Raw genomic sequence first — 13,347 nt, 5'->3', positions numbered from 1 at the left:
CAGGTCCGTTCGGGACCTGGCCCTGTGCCGTATCCGAAACCGGCCGGACGGTGATGAGACAGGTTCAGAACAGCCGCAGCTTGTCGTCCTCGATACCGCGCAGGGCGTCGTAGTCGAGGACCGTGCAGCCGATGCCGCGGTCGGTGGCGAGCACCCGTGCCTGGGGCTTGATCTCCTGGGCGGCGAAGATGCCGCGCACCGGTGCGAGATGCGGGTCGCGGTTCAACAGTTCCAGGTAGCGGGTGAGTTGCTCGACTCCGTCGATCTCGCCGCGCCGTTTGATCTCCACGGCGACGGTCTGCCCCTCGGCGTCCCGGCACAGGATGTCCACCGGGCCGATCGCGGTCATGTACTCACGGCGGATCAGCGTGTAGCCCTCACCGAGCGTCTCGATGCGGTCCGCGAGCAGTTCCTGCAGGTGGGCTTCCACGCCGTCCTTGATCAGGCCGGGATCCACACCGAGGTCGTGCGAGGAGTCGTGCAGTATCTCCTCCATTGTGATGATCAGCTTTTCGCCGCCTTTGTTGACGACGGTCCAGACCCCTTCCTCGTCGCCGGAACCCTCCTTCAAAGTGCAGGGCGGCGACATCCAGTTGAGGGGCTTGTAGGCCCGGTCGTCGGCATGGATGGAGACACTGCCGTCCGCCTTCACCAGGATGAGGCGGGGCGCCGACGGGAGGTGGGCGGTGAGCCGGCCGGCGTAGTCGACGGAGCAGCGGGCGATGACGAGACGCATGGTCGGCAACGCTACTCGACACTGCTCGACGGACGCGATTCGACCTCGGGGACGCCCCTTTTTCCCTGTTAACCCCTGTTCGTTGTTGGCCGGTTGTGTGTCCAAAGAGGGGGCGCCGTGTGGCCATTCTCCTGGCACGGGTCCGTGCACTTGCCTACCGTATAAGCGGGAGGTCGCGACGCGTGCACTCTGCGTGTTCGCTGTCGAGGGCTCCCACCCCGTCCGTCAACCCCCGCGTGTCCGGGGGTGCGAGAGGAGAACCCATGTCGCTCGACGTCTCACCGGCCCTACTCGAACAGGCCGAGCGAGGCGAGGTCGACGAAGCTGCCTTCGTCGACTGCGTCCGGACCTCCCTGCCCTACGCATGGGAGATGATCAGCTCCCTGGTGGCCCAGCTGAAGGTCGACGGCGGCGCCTTCGCCGACAACCAGACGCCTCCGCCGGACGAGCAGGCACGGGGCCAGCTGCTGCGTGCGCTCGCGAGTGACGCGATACGCGGCGCGCTGCAGCGGCACTTCGGAGTGCGCCTCGCCTTCCAGAACTGCCACAGGGTGGCGGTGTTCCCGCTGGACCCCTCTGCGGACGACACCCTGACACGTTTCACTTCGGTGCGCAGCCAACTGCTGAACCAGTCACCCGAGTTCCGCGACTGCTGAAGCCCCGTTGGTTGAGGCTCGGTTCGCCTCCGGGGCGCCTCAGCCGGTGTCGAGAGCCCGATCGTGCTCGGTCCCTCGTTCGTCGGGACCTCCGCGCGTTCGGTCTCTCGACACCGACGCGCCCCTTCGGCTCACTCGCCGGTCGTGGCTTGCCGCTCTTCACCCAGGAGGTGCACATGTACTGGGGCGGCAGGCTCGCGGCCAGGCCGGTCCGGGCGGCGATGGCGACCGGTCGTGGCAGCGGGCCGCGACGGGCCGTCCGTCAGGTGAGCAACGGCAGTACTTCGGTCCCCAGCCGACGTACGTTCTCCTCCGTCGCCGCGAGGTCCCCGGACCCTTCGACGAGCAGTGCGAAGCGGGAGATGCCGGTGCGCTCCGAGGTCGCCGCGAGCCGGTCCGCGCACAGCCGGGGGGTGCCCACCGGGTGCAGCCCACAGAGGAGTTCCGTGTACGCCAGCGGGTCGCGCATCGGGCGGGGGCGGTCGTCCACCGTCATATGCGCGTCGAGTCCCTGGCGCAGCCAGCCCGGCATCGCCTTGGTCAGGGTCTCCACCGCGTCGGTGCGCCGGTCCGCGATCTGGGCGACCCCGGCCGAGACGTGCGCGGCGGTCTCGACCTCCTCGGCGGACCGGCCCGCGGCCCGGGCGCAGGTGCGCCACAGGGCGACCATCTCCGCCTTCTCCTCGTCCCCGACGTGCATTCCGAGGAGCATCGGCAGTCCCCGCTCGGCCGCCAGCCGGACGCTCGACGGTGAGGTGCAGGCGACGATCACCTCCGGTCCCGGCCCGCCGATGAGGGCCTCCGACGGCCGGGGAACCACGGGTACCTCGCGGAATATGAAGCGCTCCCCGTCACTCGACACCGAGGGCTCCGTCAGCCAGCGCACCAGCAGGTCGAGTGATTCCGGGAACCCCTGCTCGTAGGCTTCCAGGCCGGTGCCGAACACCTCCAGGTCGACCCAGGGGCCGCCGCGTCCGACCCCCAGCGAGAACCGGCCGCCGGACGTCATGTGCAGCAGCGCGGCCTGCTCGCCGAGCGCCACGGGATGCGCGGTGGGCAGGACGCTCACCGCCGTGCCCACCCGGATGCGACGGGTCCGGCCGAGCAGGAGCGCGGCGAGCGTGACGGCGGACGGGCAGGTGCCGTACGGCACGAAGTGGTGCTCGGCCAGCCACACCGAGTCCAGGCCGGCCCGCTCGGCGGCGTCGGCGGTCCGTACCGCCCGGTGCAGCGCCTCCCCGTGGCCCTGGCCCGGAAACTGGGCCGCCAGTACAAAACTTCCTACGCGCATCGCACTCCTGCCTCCCTGGCAACCGACGCGTCTCCCCCTACGTGGCAATAACGCCTGACAAGTGCCAAGGGCACGGCCTGTCATAGAGATTGGCGGATTGTCTACAGAACGGGCTCAATGTACGGGGGATTGGTGGGGGGTTGGTGAGGTACGCGTGCCCTCGACATTGCCGCGTAGGCTGGGCACGGTCCCTGTTCTTCGTATACCCAGAGGTGTGCCGTGTCCCCGCGCCGCAATCGACCCAAGGCCGCCGGCTCGTCCGGTCGCAGTGCGGACGAGGACCGCTCGGACCGGTACGGCGGCTGGCAGTCCACCGAGACCTGGCAGGGCGAGGAGTGGAGCGTGCGCCATGTGGCGGGCGCGAGTTCCGAGGGCAAGACCTACCGCTGCCCCGGGTGCGACCAGCAGATCCCCTCGGGGGTACCGCACGTGGTGGCCTGGGCACAGCACACGGGCGTCGACGACCGCAGGCACTGGCACAAGGCGTGCTGGAACGCGAAGGACCGCCGCACCACACGGGTGCAGCGGTCCCGGAACGCGCCCAGACACTGAGGTCCGCGAGTCTGAGGCCTGGGCGTCAGTACGCCTGTGCGTCTGTACGCCTGGGCGTCTGAGGCCTACACGTCGCGCCGGTCCAGCAGCAGGAAGGCCCCCGCCACGGCCGCGGCGGTGACGCCCACGAGGAAGAGCAGCTGCGGATTGCCGGTGTTGTTGTCGGAGTCGATGCCGAAGAGATACGCCAGCGCGTTGGGCGCGGCGTACTCCTGCATGGTGTTGCCGATCGATCGCAGGGTGGCCGAGAGCATCAGGAACGCGGGCAGGATCGCGGGCACCAGCACCACGGCCAGCATGGTGGCGATCGCGCCCGCCGAGTGGCGCAGCATCGCGCCGACGGCCAGCGACAGCACACCGAGCAGGGACACGTACAGCCCGCCCTTGAAGACCGTGCCGCCCCAGGAGACGCTGGACTCGCCCCCGTGCAGGCTCTGGGTGATCAGGCCCACGAGCGTGATGGCCAAGACGGAGAACGAGAAGGCGACCGCGAAGAAGACGATGAACTTCGCGGCCAGTACCCGGTGGCGCTGCGGCGAGGCGGTGAAGGTGGTGCGGATCATGCCCGTGCCGTATTCGGAGGCGATCACCAGCACGCCCAGGGTGATCAGGCAGATCTGCCCGAGGATCAGCCCGAAGAAGGCCGGGATGGTGTACGGGACGTCCCCGTACTCGGTGTCCGAGGTGTTCACGGCGACCAGGAAGCCGATCCCGACCACCAGCAACAGGAAGATGCCGAGGGTCCACATCGTGGAGCGCACCGACTTGATCTTCGTCCACTCCGAGGCGATGGCATGCCCCAGGTTGGTCTTCTTGACCGGGATCGGCGATGTGTACGCGTGCCCGGGCGGCGTCTGCCAGGTGGGAGCCGCGGCGTGCTGCGGGGGCTGGGGCGTGCTCATCGGTGGTCCTCGCTGTCGCTCTCGGTCGGGGCGGGGGCTGCCGGTGCGGCGGGGGCCTGCGCGGCCGGCTGGGCGTAGGGATTGGCCGCTGCGCCGCCCGGAGCGGCGGGGGCCGCCGGAGCCGCGTACGGGCCCGCCGGAGGCCCTCCCTGGGGCAGGCCGGGCTGCCCCGGCGGCACGGGCCCCTGCGGCATGGTGCCTGGCGGCATCGGGTAGGGCTGCCCGCCCTGCTGGGGCGGCGGCGGGGCGTACCAGCCCGGCTGGCCCTGTCCCGGCACCGGCGGCGGCGGCAGCGCGCCCGGCGGCAGCGGCTGCTGGAGCCCCGCCTTCTGGTCGGTGGACGAGCGGTAGTCCACGGCGCCCTGCGTCATCCGCATGTACGCCTCCTCCAGGGAGGCCTGGTGCGGCGAGAGCTCCCACAGCCGTACGTCGGCACCGTGCGCCAGATCGCTGATGTGCGGCAGCGGCAGCCCGGTCACGCGCAGCGCGCCGTCCGGCTCGGACATCACATGCCCGCCCGCCTCGGTCAGCGCCGCGGTCAGTTTCTCGCGCTGCTGCGGCTCGGTGTCCGGGGTGCGCACCCGGGCGAAGCCCGCGGAGTTGGCGGCGATGAAGGCCTGCACGCTCATGTCGGCGAGCAGTTGACCGCGGCCGATGACGATCAGATGGTCGGCGGTGAGCGCCATCTCGCTCATCAGGTGGGAGGAGACGAAGACCGTCCGGCCCTCCGCCGCGAGCCCCTTCATCAGATTGCGCACCCACAGGATGCCCTCGGGGTCGAGGCCGTTGACCGGCTCGTCGAAGAGCAGCACCTGGGGGTCGCCGAGCAGGGCGGCGGCGATGCCCAGCCGCTGCCCCATGCCGAGGGAGAAGCCCTTGGACCGCTTCCTCGCCACGTCCTGCAGACCGACCACGCCCAGCACCTCGTCGACCCGCCGGGCGGGGATACCGGACAGCTGGGCGAGGCACAGCAGGTGGTTGCGGGCGTGCCGGCCGCCGTGCACGGCCTTGGCGTCCAGCAACGCGCCCACCTGGCGCGGGGCGTTGGGCAGCTTGCGATAGGGGTAGCCGCCGATGGTCACCTGTCCCGCGGTGGGGTTGTCGAGCCCGAGGATCATGCGCATGGTCGTCGACTTGCCCGAACCGTTGGGCCCGAGGAAGCCGGTCACGGAACCCGGCCGCACCTGGAAGGAAAGGTTGTCCACGGCCGTTTTGTCGCCATAGCGCTTCGTCAGGCCGACTGCCTCGATCATTCGCTCCAGCCCCATCGACAGATCAGATCGTCGAGCCACGCGCCGAAACCGGTCACATGTCCCCGTAAGAGCTAGGAGGATATCCAGGCGTTGACGGTTCCGGCCAAGCAAGGGAATGTGACCCGCCGCCGAGCAGCGCCGCGCGGCACCGCGGCACGGTGGGCGTCGTCCCTGGTCAGCCCTTTGCCAGCCCGGTCGGTGCGGTGTCCGTGCGGGCGGGCCGGGGCTCGTGCACGGCGTCGGCGGCACCGCCGGTCTTCCGCAGGGCGTATCCCCGGTTGGTCAGGGTCTGGGCGCGGAAGGCGTCGGGCAGGTCGGGCATGGCCAGCAGACGGTCGCACGCCTCCAGCGAGATCTCGGGGTGGCCGGCCCAGTAGGAGCTGATCGAGTACTCGAAGAGGATGCCCCAGCGGTACACCCAGGGCTGTACGAACAGGATGTCCTCCGGCAGCGGACGGTCCAGGACGGAGTTGAGGATGGCGTGGGCCGTGCGGTGCCGGCCCAGCCGGCGCAGGCGCACCGCCATCTCGTAGCAGGCCTCGAGGCGTTCGGGACGGGTCTCCCAGGCCCGGCTGAAGGCGTCCATGGCGCCCGGCCAGTCGCCGAGGGCGTCCTTGAGCAGCCCGACCTGCAGCAGCGCGTAGTAGACCTCCTCGGCCCACTGGCCCATCGCGGCCCGCCGCTCGTACAACTCGATCGCTCTGGCCGTCTGCCCCATGTCGCGCATGGTCTGGGCGAGGTAGAAGACCGTACGGGTGTTGCGGGGGTCGCGCTCGAGGTCCTCGCCGAGCAGCCGGGCGTCGCGCTCGAGCTTGTCGGAGCGGGAGCCGCCGTCGGCGAAGTGCTCGATGGCCAGGGCGCCGAGGTTGGCCTGGGTGGTCGGGGAGTCCGCTGTCAGGTACTCGTGCGTCACGCCCTCGTAGCGCCAGTCGATGTCCGCCCTGACCAGCCGCTTGATCCAGTACTCCGGTTCGCCGACGTGCCGCAGCAGATAGGAGTCGGCCGTGAGCCGGGGCAGCGTCCCGTCGCGGCGGACGACCATGTCGGCGTCGACGAGCAGCAGGTATCCGGCCTTCCCGCGGGCGTGCCGGATGTTCAGCGACCGGTTGTGCCCGAAGTTCACCCAGGGCTCCTCGTGGAGCTCCCCGGGAATCCCTTTGAGCGTCCTGCGGATCAGGTCCTGGGTGCCGTCGGTGGATCCCGTGTCGGAGATGACCCAGTGGTCGATGAGGTCGAGCACCGAGGAGAGGCAGCGCTCGATCACCCGGGACTCGTTCTTCACGATCATGCACAGGCAGATGGACGGCTTCACGTTGTCGCTCTCTTGTTGTCTCTGTTGTTGTCTCTGTGTGGTGTCCGCCGCGGTGTCAGCGGGCGTGTTCGCTGCTGTGTCCGCACAGGCGAAAGCGGTCCGTGCCGCCCGCCCCGAGGGGCGGACGGCACGGACCGTGAGGTGGAGAAAGGCCTTCGGCCGGGGCCGAGCCGGTCGGCCGGGGCCTTCCGCGGGGATCAGGTGACGGGGGCGCAGACCGCCTGGACCGTGACGACCGCGTCGTCGGGTCCGGGGTTGGTGACGACGATGCTCCAGGTCGCCCCGGAGTCGAAGGACTCGTCGATGGTGATCTGGCCCGATCCGCCGATCTGGGTCCCACCGCCGCCGATCGCCCCGAAGTTCGGGCCGACGACAGTGGCGCACGACGGGCTCGTGAGCGTCACGGTGGCTCCGGCCGCCACCGTTTCGTCGGCGGAGATGGTCTGGATCAGCGTGGTGCCGGCCGGTCCCTCGGGTCCAGCCGGGCCTGCCGGTCCGGCCGGGCCTGCCGGTCCAGCCGGGCCTGCCGGTCCAGCCGGTCCCTCAGGGCCTGCCGGTCCAGCCGGTCCCTCAGGGCCAGCCGGTCCCTCAGGGCCTGCCGGTCCAGCCGGTCCCTCAGGGCCAGCCGGTCCCTCAGGGCCAGCCGGTCCCTCAGGGCCAGCCGGTCCAGCCGGGCCGGGGGCGCCATCAGCGCCGGCAGGTCCAGCCGGGCCCTCGGGTCCAGCCGGTCCCTCGGGTCCAGCCGGTCCTTCAGGGCCTGCCGGTCCCTCGGGGCCTGCCGGTCCCTCGGGGCCTGCCGGTCCCTCAGGCCCGGCCGGACCCTCGGGGCCCTCCGGTCCGGCCGGACCCGTGGGCCCGGTCGGCCCGGTCGGTCCGGTCGGACCGATCAACCCGAAGTCCGCGCAGTTCGGCACGGTGCCCGTCAGGGTGACCCAGCGGGCGGCGACCCAGCCGCTGCGGTTCGCCAGCTTGTACCACCTGGTGTTGCCGTCGACCGACGAGCCGGTCGTCCAGCACAGCACCTTGATCTTGTCGCCGTACCGGTAGGTGCCCAGGACCGCGGACGAGGTCGTCGGGTACTGACGGATGTTCAGGAGCTGGGCGATGACCCGTCCGTTGTACGAGCTGTTGTTGTCGCCGCCACCGCCACCGCCGCCGCGGAGCAGCTGCTCCGCCTGTGCGGCGGCCGCGCGGGCCTGCGCCTTGGCTTCGACGCCCTGTGCCTGTGCGGCCTGCGCCGGGCTGACCAGTCCCCAGGTCACTCCGAGGCTGACTGCCCCCAGAACCAGCGACGACAGGCCGCGGTTCCCGACAGTTCCATGCACCAATCCCACCACGCTTTCACGCAAATGTGGCCAATGAGGTGGTGGCAGAAAAACACATATGACGTTGGCAAACCGCGTGACACGTGTGAAATAGGCTGAAATGGGTACAAGAAGCCGCTCGCATGGCGCTCGCATGGGCTTGTGCCGGGTTCCCCGCGCGGCAGGCATGACGAAGGGGGACGCCGTCGAGGCGTCCCCCTTCGTCAGGGAGGTACTGGAGCGCTGTTCGAGGAACCCGCTCCGGTCACGCTCTGCTCAACGGGCCCTGGTGAGGGAACCCGTTGTGTTCAGCGCGACTGCTGGGCCGGAACCCCGCGCGAGATGGGCTCGTCGTCGGCCGGCGAACCGGCCGCGGCAACCGCGGCGCCCGTGAGCGTCGCGAGCATCTCGCGGACGTTCGTGAGCTGCGCGTTGATGGAGTCGCGGCGGTTGGTGAGGGCAGCCAGCTCGCGCTCGGACTCCGAACGGATGCGGTCGGCCTTGGCATTGGCGTCGGCCACGATGTCCTCGGCCTGGCGCTGGGCCGTCTCCACCGTCTGACGGGCGCGGCGCTCGGCGTCCGTGCGCAGCTTCTCCGCCTCCAGGCGCAGCTGCTCGGCGCGGTGCTCGATCTCCGCCAGCCGCTTCTCCGCCTTGGCCTGACGCGAGGCCAGGTCGCGCTCGGACTGCTCACGCCGCTTGGCGAGATTCGTCTCGAAGTCGGCGGCGGCCTGCGCGGCCTTGGCGCGGGTCTCCTCGAAGAGGGCGTCCGCCTCCTCGCGCTTGGACTGCGCGTCCTTCTGCGCCTCGGCACGCAGCTGCGAGGCGTCCGACTTGGCCTTTTCGACGATCCGTACGCCCTCGTCCTCGGCCTTGGCCTTGCGGTCGGCAGCGAACGATTCTGCGTCGTTGCGCACCTGCTGGGCGGCGGACTCGGCGAGCTCGCGGTGCTGCTCGGCCGCGCGGCGGGCCTCCTCGCGCAGATCCTTCGCCTCTTCCTCGGCGAGGCGCAGGATCTTCTCGACGCGCGCGCCGAGACCCGCGTACGACGGCTCCGCGTCGTTCACCTGAGCCTGGGCGTTCTGCGTCTCGAGGTGGAGCTCCTCGATGCGCTTTTCCAGAGCAGTGATACGGGTCAGAGCGCTGTCGCGGTCGGAGACGAGCTTGGAAATGCGTTCGTCCACCTGAGCGCGGTCGTATCCACGCCGCACAAGCTCGAAGCCGTAGGGGGAAGTGTCGCTCATGGGGTTCCTGTCGAATGAGACCGGTGAGGTGATAGGGGGAATCCTAGGGGCAGAAGCGGTGTGTCATCGAGCGGATACGGGTTTGATCTGGAGAATGACACCCCTTTTGAGTCCTCTTTGAATCCCCTACGAGTTCCCGGCCGGCGCGAAGTCGACAGCACGCCGACCGAGCCGACACGGAAGGACCCCATTAACCACACAAGTTGGTCTTCGCGCTAGCCCTCTGAGGACTTGGCACCCGAACGGGTAATCCCCGCGGCGGCCCCCGCCTTGACTCCGTCCTTGCCGCTGGATGGTGCCTCGAAGGATTCCAAAGCCTCCAGGACGTCCTGGACACGGGAGATCTCGGCGTTGATGTCCTCGCGGCGCCGGATCAGCACCTCCAGCTCGCGCTTCCCCTCCTCGACCGCGGCCCGCGCCTCGCGGATCGCCTCTGCCTTGATCTCCTCGGCCTCCTTGATGAGCGTGGCCTTCTTCTGCTCGGCCTCCTTCAGCAGCCCCTCGGCCTTCTTCACCGCGGCGATCCGGACCTTGCCCGCCTCGGAGTTGGCCTCCGACACCAGGTCCTTCGCCCTGGCCTCCGCCTCGGCCAGCTGGTCCTCGGCCGCCTTCACCAGGGCGTCGCACCGCTCGCCCGCGGCCTTCATCGTCTCCGCGGACTCCCGCCGCGCCCGCTCGTGCAGCTCCTCGATCTCGGTGGTGATGCGGTCGCGCAGTTCCTCCGCCCGCGCCCGGATCGCCGTCGCGTCCCGGCGCGCGCCGACCAGCAGGTCGTCCGCGTCCGTACGGGCCCGCTCCACCAGCGAGTTGCTGTCGACCCGCGCCTCCGACAGCAGGCGCTCGGCCTCGTTGCGTGCGGCGCCCACCATCGTGTCGGCCTGCGCCTCGGCCTCCGCGGTGGTCTTCTGTGCCTTCTGCTGCGCCTCGGTGGTGAGCTTCTCGGCCTCGTTGACCGACTCCGTGATGAGCTTGTCGACCTGCTCGGCCGCCTCGGAACGCCGTTTGTTGGCGTCCTTGCGGGCCTCGTCGAGCATGGTGTCGGCCTCGTCGCGGGCCACCGCCATCAGCCGGTCCGCCTCGGCCGCCGCCTCCGCCCTGACCCGCTCCGACTCGGTACGGATCCGCTCGGCCTGCCGCTGTGCCGAGCCGACCGTCTCCGCGGCCTCGGCACGCAGCCGCTCCGCCTCCCCGGTCGCGTCCCCGACCAGCTTCTCGGCCTTGGCGACGGACTCCGCGCGGACCCGCTCGGCCTCCGCGTTCGTCTCCGTCGTCAGGCGCTCCGCCTCGGCCGTCACCTCGGCGATCAGCGTGTCCGCCTGCGTCGCCGCGTCCGAACGCAGCCGGTTGGCGGCCTCGCGCGCGTCCGTGCGCAGCCGGTCCGCCTCTTCGATGGCCTCCGACACCGTCCGCTCGGCGAGGGCCTTGGCGGCCTCCGAGGCCTCCGCGGCCTCGCGCCGGATCCGGCTGGCGTCCTCGGAGGCCCGCTCCCGCTCCGCGTGCGCGTCGGAGCGCACCCGGTCGGCCTCCGCCTGTGCCTCCGAGCGCATCCGCTCCGCGACGTGCTCGGCCGCCGACCGCAGCCCGGCGATCTCCTCCTGCGCCTGCTCGTGCAGCCCCGCCACCGAGTCGCGCACCTGCTGCGCGGTCTGCTCGGCGCTGGTGATCATCTCGTTGGCGCGGCGGTCGGCCTCCTCGACCAGCCGTACCGCCTCCGCCTGCGCCTCCTCGACGCGGCTGCGGGCGACGGCGAGGAGTTCCTCGCTCTGCTCGCGGGCCCGCTCGCGCTCCTGGTCCGCCTCCTGGCGCGCCGAACCGAGCAGTTCCTCGGCCTCGCGGCGGCGCCGGGCGGCCTCCTCCTGGGCGGCGGCCAGCGTCTCCGTGGCCTCCGTGCTCAGCCGCTCCGCGGCGGCCTGCGCCTCCGCACGGACCCGGTCGGCGGTGTCCTGGGCCTCGGACTTCAGCCGCTCGGCCTCCGTCGCGGCTTCCGTCCTCAGGCGTACGGCGATGGCCTCGCCCTCGGCCCGGGACGCCGAGGCGTCCGAGGCGGCCTCGTTGCGCAGCCGATCGGCCTCCGCCTCCGCCTGCGCGCGCAGCGTACGCAGCCGTTCCGCGGCCTCGTTGCGCAGCCGCTCTGCTTCTTCCGCGGCCTCACGGCGGATCCGCTCCGCCTCCGCGCGGGCGTCCGCCAGCGCCTGTTCGGCCGAGGCGTGCCGCTGTTCGGCCTCCGACTGCAGCCGGGCCAGCTCCTCGGCCGCCTCCGTCTGCCGGGCCGCTATGGCGCGCTCGACGTCCTCCCGCAGCTGCCGCGCAGTCTCCTCGGCCTCGCTGCGGATGGTCTCCGCGAGCTCGACCGCCTCGGCGCGGTTCTGCTCCGCCTCGTCGCGGGTGCGCTGCAGCACCTCCTCGGCCTGCCGGCGCAGCGTCGAGGCGCGCTCGATCGCCTCGGTGCGCACCCGCTCGCTGTCGGTGGTGGCGGTGGTGCGCAGTTCGTCCGCGTCGGCCTTCGCCTTGGCCAGCAGTTCCTCGGCGGTCTTGGCCGCCTCCTCGATCTGCTGGACCGCCTCGCGGCGGGCCTCGGCGCGGATCCGCTCGCCCTCGGCGACCGCGTCCGCGCGCAGCGTCTCGGCCTCGCCGCGCAGCCGGCGGGCCTCCTCCTGCAGCTCGACCGTCTTGGCGCGGTAGTCCTTGGTGTCGTCCTTCGCCGCGCCCTTGAGCTGCTCGGCGATGTCGTGCGCCTCGGCGCGCAGCCGGTCCGCCTCGGTCTCCGCCTCGCGGCGGATCCGCTCGGCCTCCTCGGCGGCGGCCTTGGTGGTCTGCTTGGCCTCCTCCGACGCCTTGTTCAGCACGTCCTCGGCGGTCCGGGCGACCTTGGCGAGCTGGGAGGCGGTCTCCTCGGCCGTGACGCTGCGGGCCTGGTCGCCCGCCTCCGACAGGATCCGCTCGGCCTCGGCCCGGGCGTCCGCGATGACCCGCTCGGCGTCCGCCTTGGTGGCCTCGGCCTCCTTGGTGGCCTCGCTGACCAGCCGGGCGACCTGCTCCTTGGCGGTGCGGGTGCGCTGTTCGTTGGCGGACTCGGCGCTGGAGAGGGCCTTGGCCGCGGCTTCCTTGGCCTCCGCGACGACCTTGTCGGCCTCGGTGCGCGCCTCGCGCAGCGCGGCCTCCGCCTCGGCCATCCGCTGCTCGGCGGCGCGGCTGAGCTCACCCGCCTGGCGGCGCGCGGAGTCCGACTCGTTCGCGGAGGAGCTGCGCAGCCGCTCGGCGTGCTCGGTGGCCTCCTGGGCCTGGTTGGACGCCTCGTTCAGCAGCCGCTCGGCGTCGGCGCGGGCCCGGCGCAGGATCTGCTCGGCCTCCGCACGCGCCGCCTCGGCCTCGCTGCTGAGGCGCTGCCGGGCCTCGGTGACGACCCGCTCGGCCTCCGCGCGGGCCGCGGCGAGGGCCTGCTCGGCCTCGCCGCGGGACTCGTCGAGGAGTCGGCGGGCCTGCTGCTCGGAGCGGGCCCGCAGCTGTTCGGCCCAGGCCACGTTCTCGTTGACGTGAGACTCGACGGTCTGCCGGCGCTCCGACAGCTCCTGGTCGAGCTGCTGGCGGCGGGCGACGGCCTCGGCGTGCAACTCGGCCTGGAGCCGGGCGGCCTGCTCGGCGTGCTCCTGCAGCAGCCGCTGCCGCTGGGCCTGGACCTCGCGCAGCTCCCGCTCGGCGTCCTGGCGCAGCTGGTCGGCCTGCATCTGGGCGTTGCGGAGCATCTGCTCCGCCTGATAGCCGATGTCGTGACCGTCGTAGGCGGGCCGGGACATGAGGGTGCGGCGCGCCTCGTGCAGCTTGGCGCGCAGCACCTCGACCTGGTAGCCGAGGTCGTCGGCGTGCTGGATCGCCTTTTCCCGCTCGGTCTTCAGCCGCTCCATCTCGGCCTCGAACCGAGAGAGGTGGTCGACGTCAGCCGCCGGCTCTCGCTCCTGGCGTTCGTAGCCCCGCACTGCGCGGTCCCATCCGTCCCCTGGTCGCAAGCTTCTCCAAACGAGCTCCGTCCATCCGCCGAACGGTGCCCCCGGGGAATGGTGTCAGATCAACGACGGAGCACGGGCTGCCGCCCCGGCGCT

At 71.5% G+C, this 13,347-nt stretch carries 11 protein-coding genes and 1 pseudogene; 2 read left to right on the top strand and 10 right to left on the bottom strand.

From position 1 onward, the window contains the following. Window positions 1-64 precede the first annotated feature (64 nt). The gene (gene nucS, locus EF387_RS32340; RefSeq protein ID WP_128380205.1) at window positions 65-736 is read right to left on the bottom strand and encodes an endonuclease NucS; all 672 of its coding nucleotides are present in this window, start codon (window positions 734-736) and stop codon (window positions 65-67) included. 263 nt (window positions 737-999) lie between these two features. Between nucS and EF387_RS32335 the strand changes: the two genes are divergently transcribed. Beyond that, on the top strand, window positions 1,000-1,392 hold the full coding sequence (locus EF387_RS32335; protein ID WP_128380204.1) for an SCO5389 family protein: 393 nt from the start codon (window positions 1,000-1,002) through the stop codon (window positions 1,390-1,392). 262 nt (window positions 1,393-1,654) lie between these two features. Here EF387_RS32335 and EF387_RS32330 read toward each other — a convergent pair whose 3' ends face one another. After that, complete coding sequence (locus tag EF387_RS32330) at window positions 1,655-2,683, bottom strand: LLM class flavin-dependent oxidoreductase (RefSeq protein WP_128380203.1); 1,029 nt, start codon at window positions 2,681-2,683, stop codon at window positions 1,655-1,657. Between the two features lie 219 nt (window positions 2,684-2,902). On the opposite strand from EF387_RS32330, the gene EF387_RS32325 reads away from it, so the two are divergent. Beyond that, window positions 2,903-3,235 carry an ATP/GTP-binding protein gene (locus EF387_RS32325; protein ID WP_128380202.1) on the top strand — a complete coding sequence of 111 codons (333 nt, stop codon included), beginning with the start codon at window positions 2,903-2,905 and terminating at the stop codon, window positions 3,233-3,235. A gap of 65 nt (window positions 3,236-3,300) precedes the next feature. Here the strand turns inward: EF387_RS32325 and EF387_RS32320 are convergent, their stop codons facing one another. The 8 genes and pseudogenes from EF387_RS32320 to scy form a co-directional block, all read right to left on the bottom strand. Then, entirely contained in the window at window positions 3,301-4,137 is an 837-nt protein-coding gene (locus EF387_RS32320; RefSeq protein ID WP_128380201.1) for an ABC transporter permease, read from the bottom strand. Beyond that, entirely contained in the window at window positions 4,134-5,390 is a 1,257-nt protein-coding gene (locus EF387_RS32315; RefSeq protein WP_128380200.1) for an ABC transporter ATP-binding protein, read from the bottom strand. The genes EF387_RS32320 and EF387_RS32315 overlap by 4 nt, the downstream gene beginning before the upstream one ends. 175 nt (window positions 5,391-5,565) lie before the next feature. After that, complete coding sequence (locus tag EF387_RS32310; protein WP_238431827.1) at window positions 5,566-6,702, bottom strand: glycosyltransferase; 1,137 nt, start codon at window positions 6,700-6,702, stop codon at window positions 5,566-5,568. 197 nt (window positions 6,703-6,899) lie between these two features. Beyond that, complete coding sequence (locus tag EF387_RS48695) at window positions 6,900-7,106, bottom strand: hypothetical protein (RefSeq protein ID WP_238431826.1); 207 nt, start codon at window positions 7,104-7,106, stop codon at window positions 6,900-6,902. 44 nt (window positions 7,107-7,150) lie between these two features. Beyond that, complete coding sequence (locus EF387_RS48690) at window positions 7,151-7,390, bottom strand: hypothetical protein (RefSeq protein ID WP_238431825.1); 240 nt, start codon at window positions 7,388-7,390, stop codon at window positions 7,151-7,153. A gap of 253 nt (window positions 7,391-7,643) precedes the next feature. Further along, window positions 7,644-8,162, bottom strand: a pseudogene (locus tag EF387_RS50155) (SH3 domain-containing protein); the annotation flags it as partial. Between the two features lie 152 nt (window positions 8,163-8,314). Then, on the bottom strand, window positions 8,315-9,250 hold the full coding sequence (locus tag EF387_RS32300; protein WP_128380198.1) for a coiled-coil domain-containing protein: 936 nt from the start codon (window positions 9,248-9,250) through the stop codon (window positions 8,315-8,317). 215 nt (window positions 9,251-9,465) lie between these two features. Further along, entirely contained in the window at window positions 9,466-13,224 is a 3,759-nt protein-coding gene (gene scy, locus EF387_RS32295; protein ID WP_128380197.1) for a polarized growth protein Scy, read from the bottom strand. Window positions 13,225-13,347 lie beyond the last annotated feature (123 nt).

The sequence above is a fragment of the Streptomyces cavernae genome (assembly GCF_004023625.1).
GTDB lineage: Bacteria > Actinomycetota > Actinomycetes > Streptomycetales > Streptomycetaceae > Streptomyces > Streptomyces cavernae.
The sequence above is the reverse complement of the archived record's forward strand: the minus strand, read 5'-3'. Positions and strand labels throughout refer to the sequence as shown.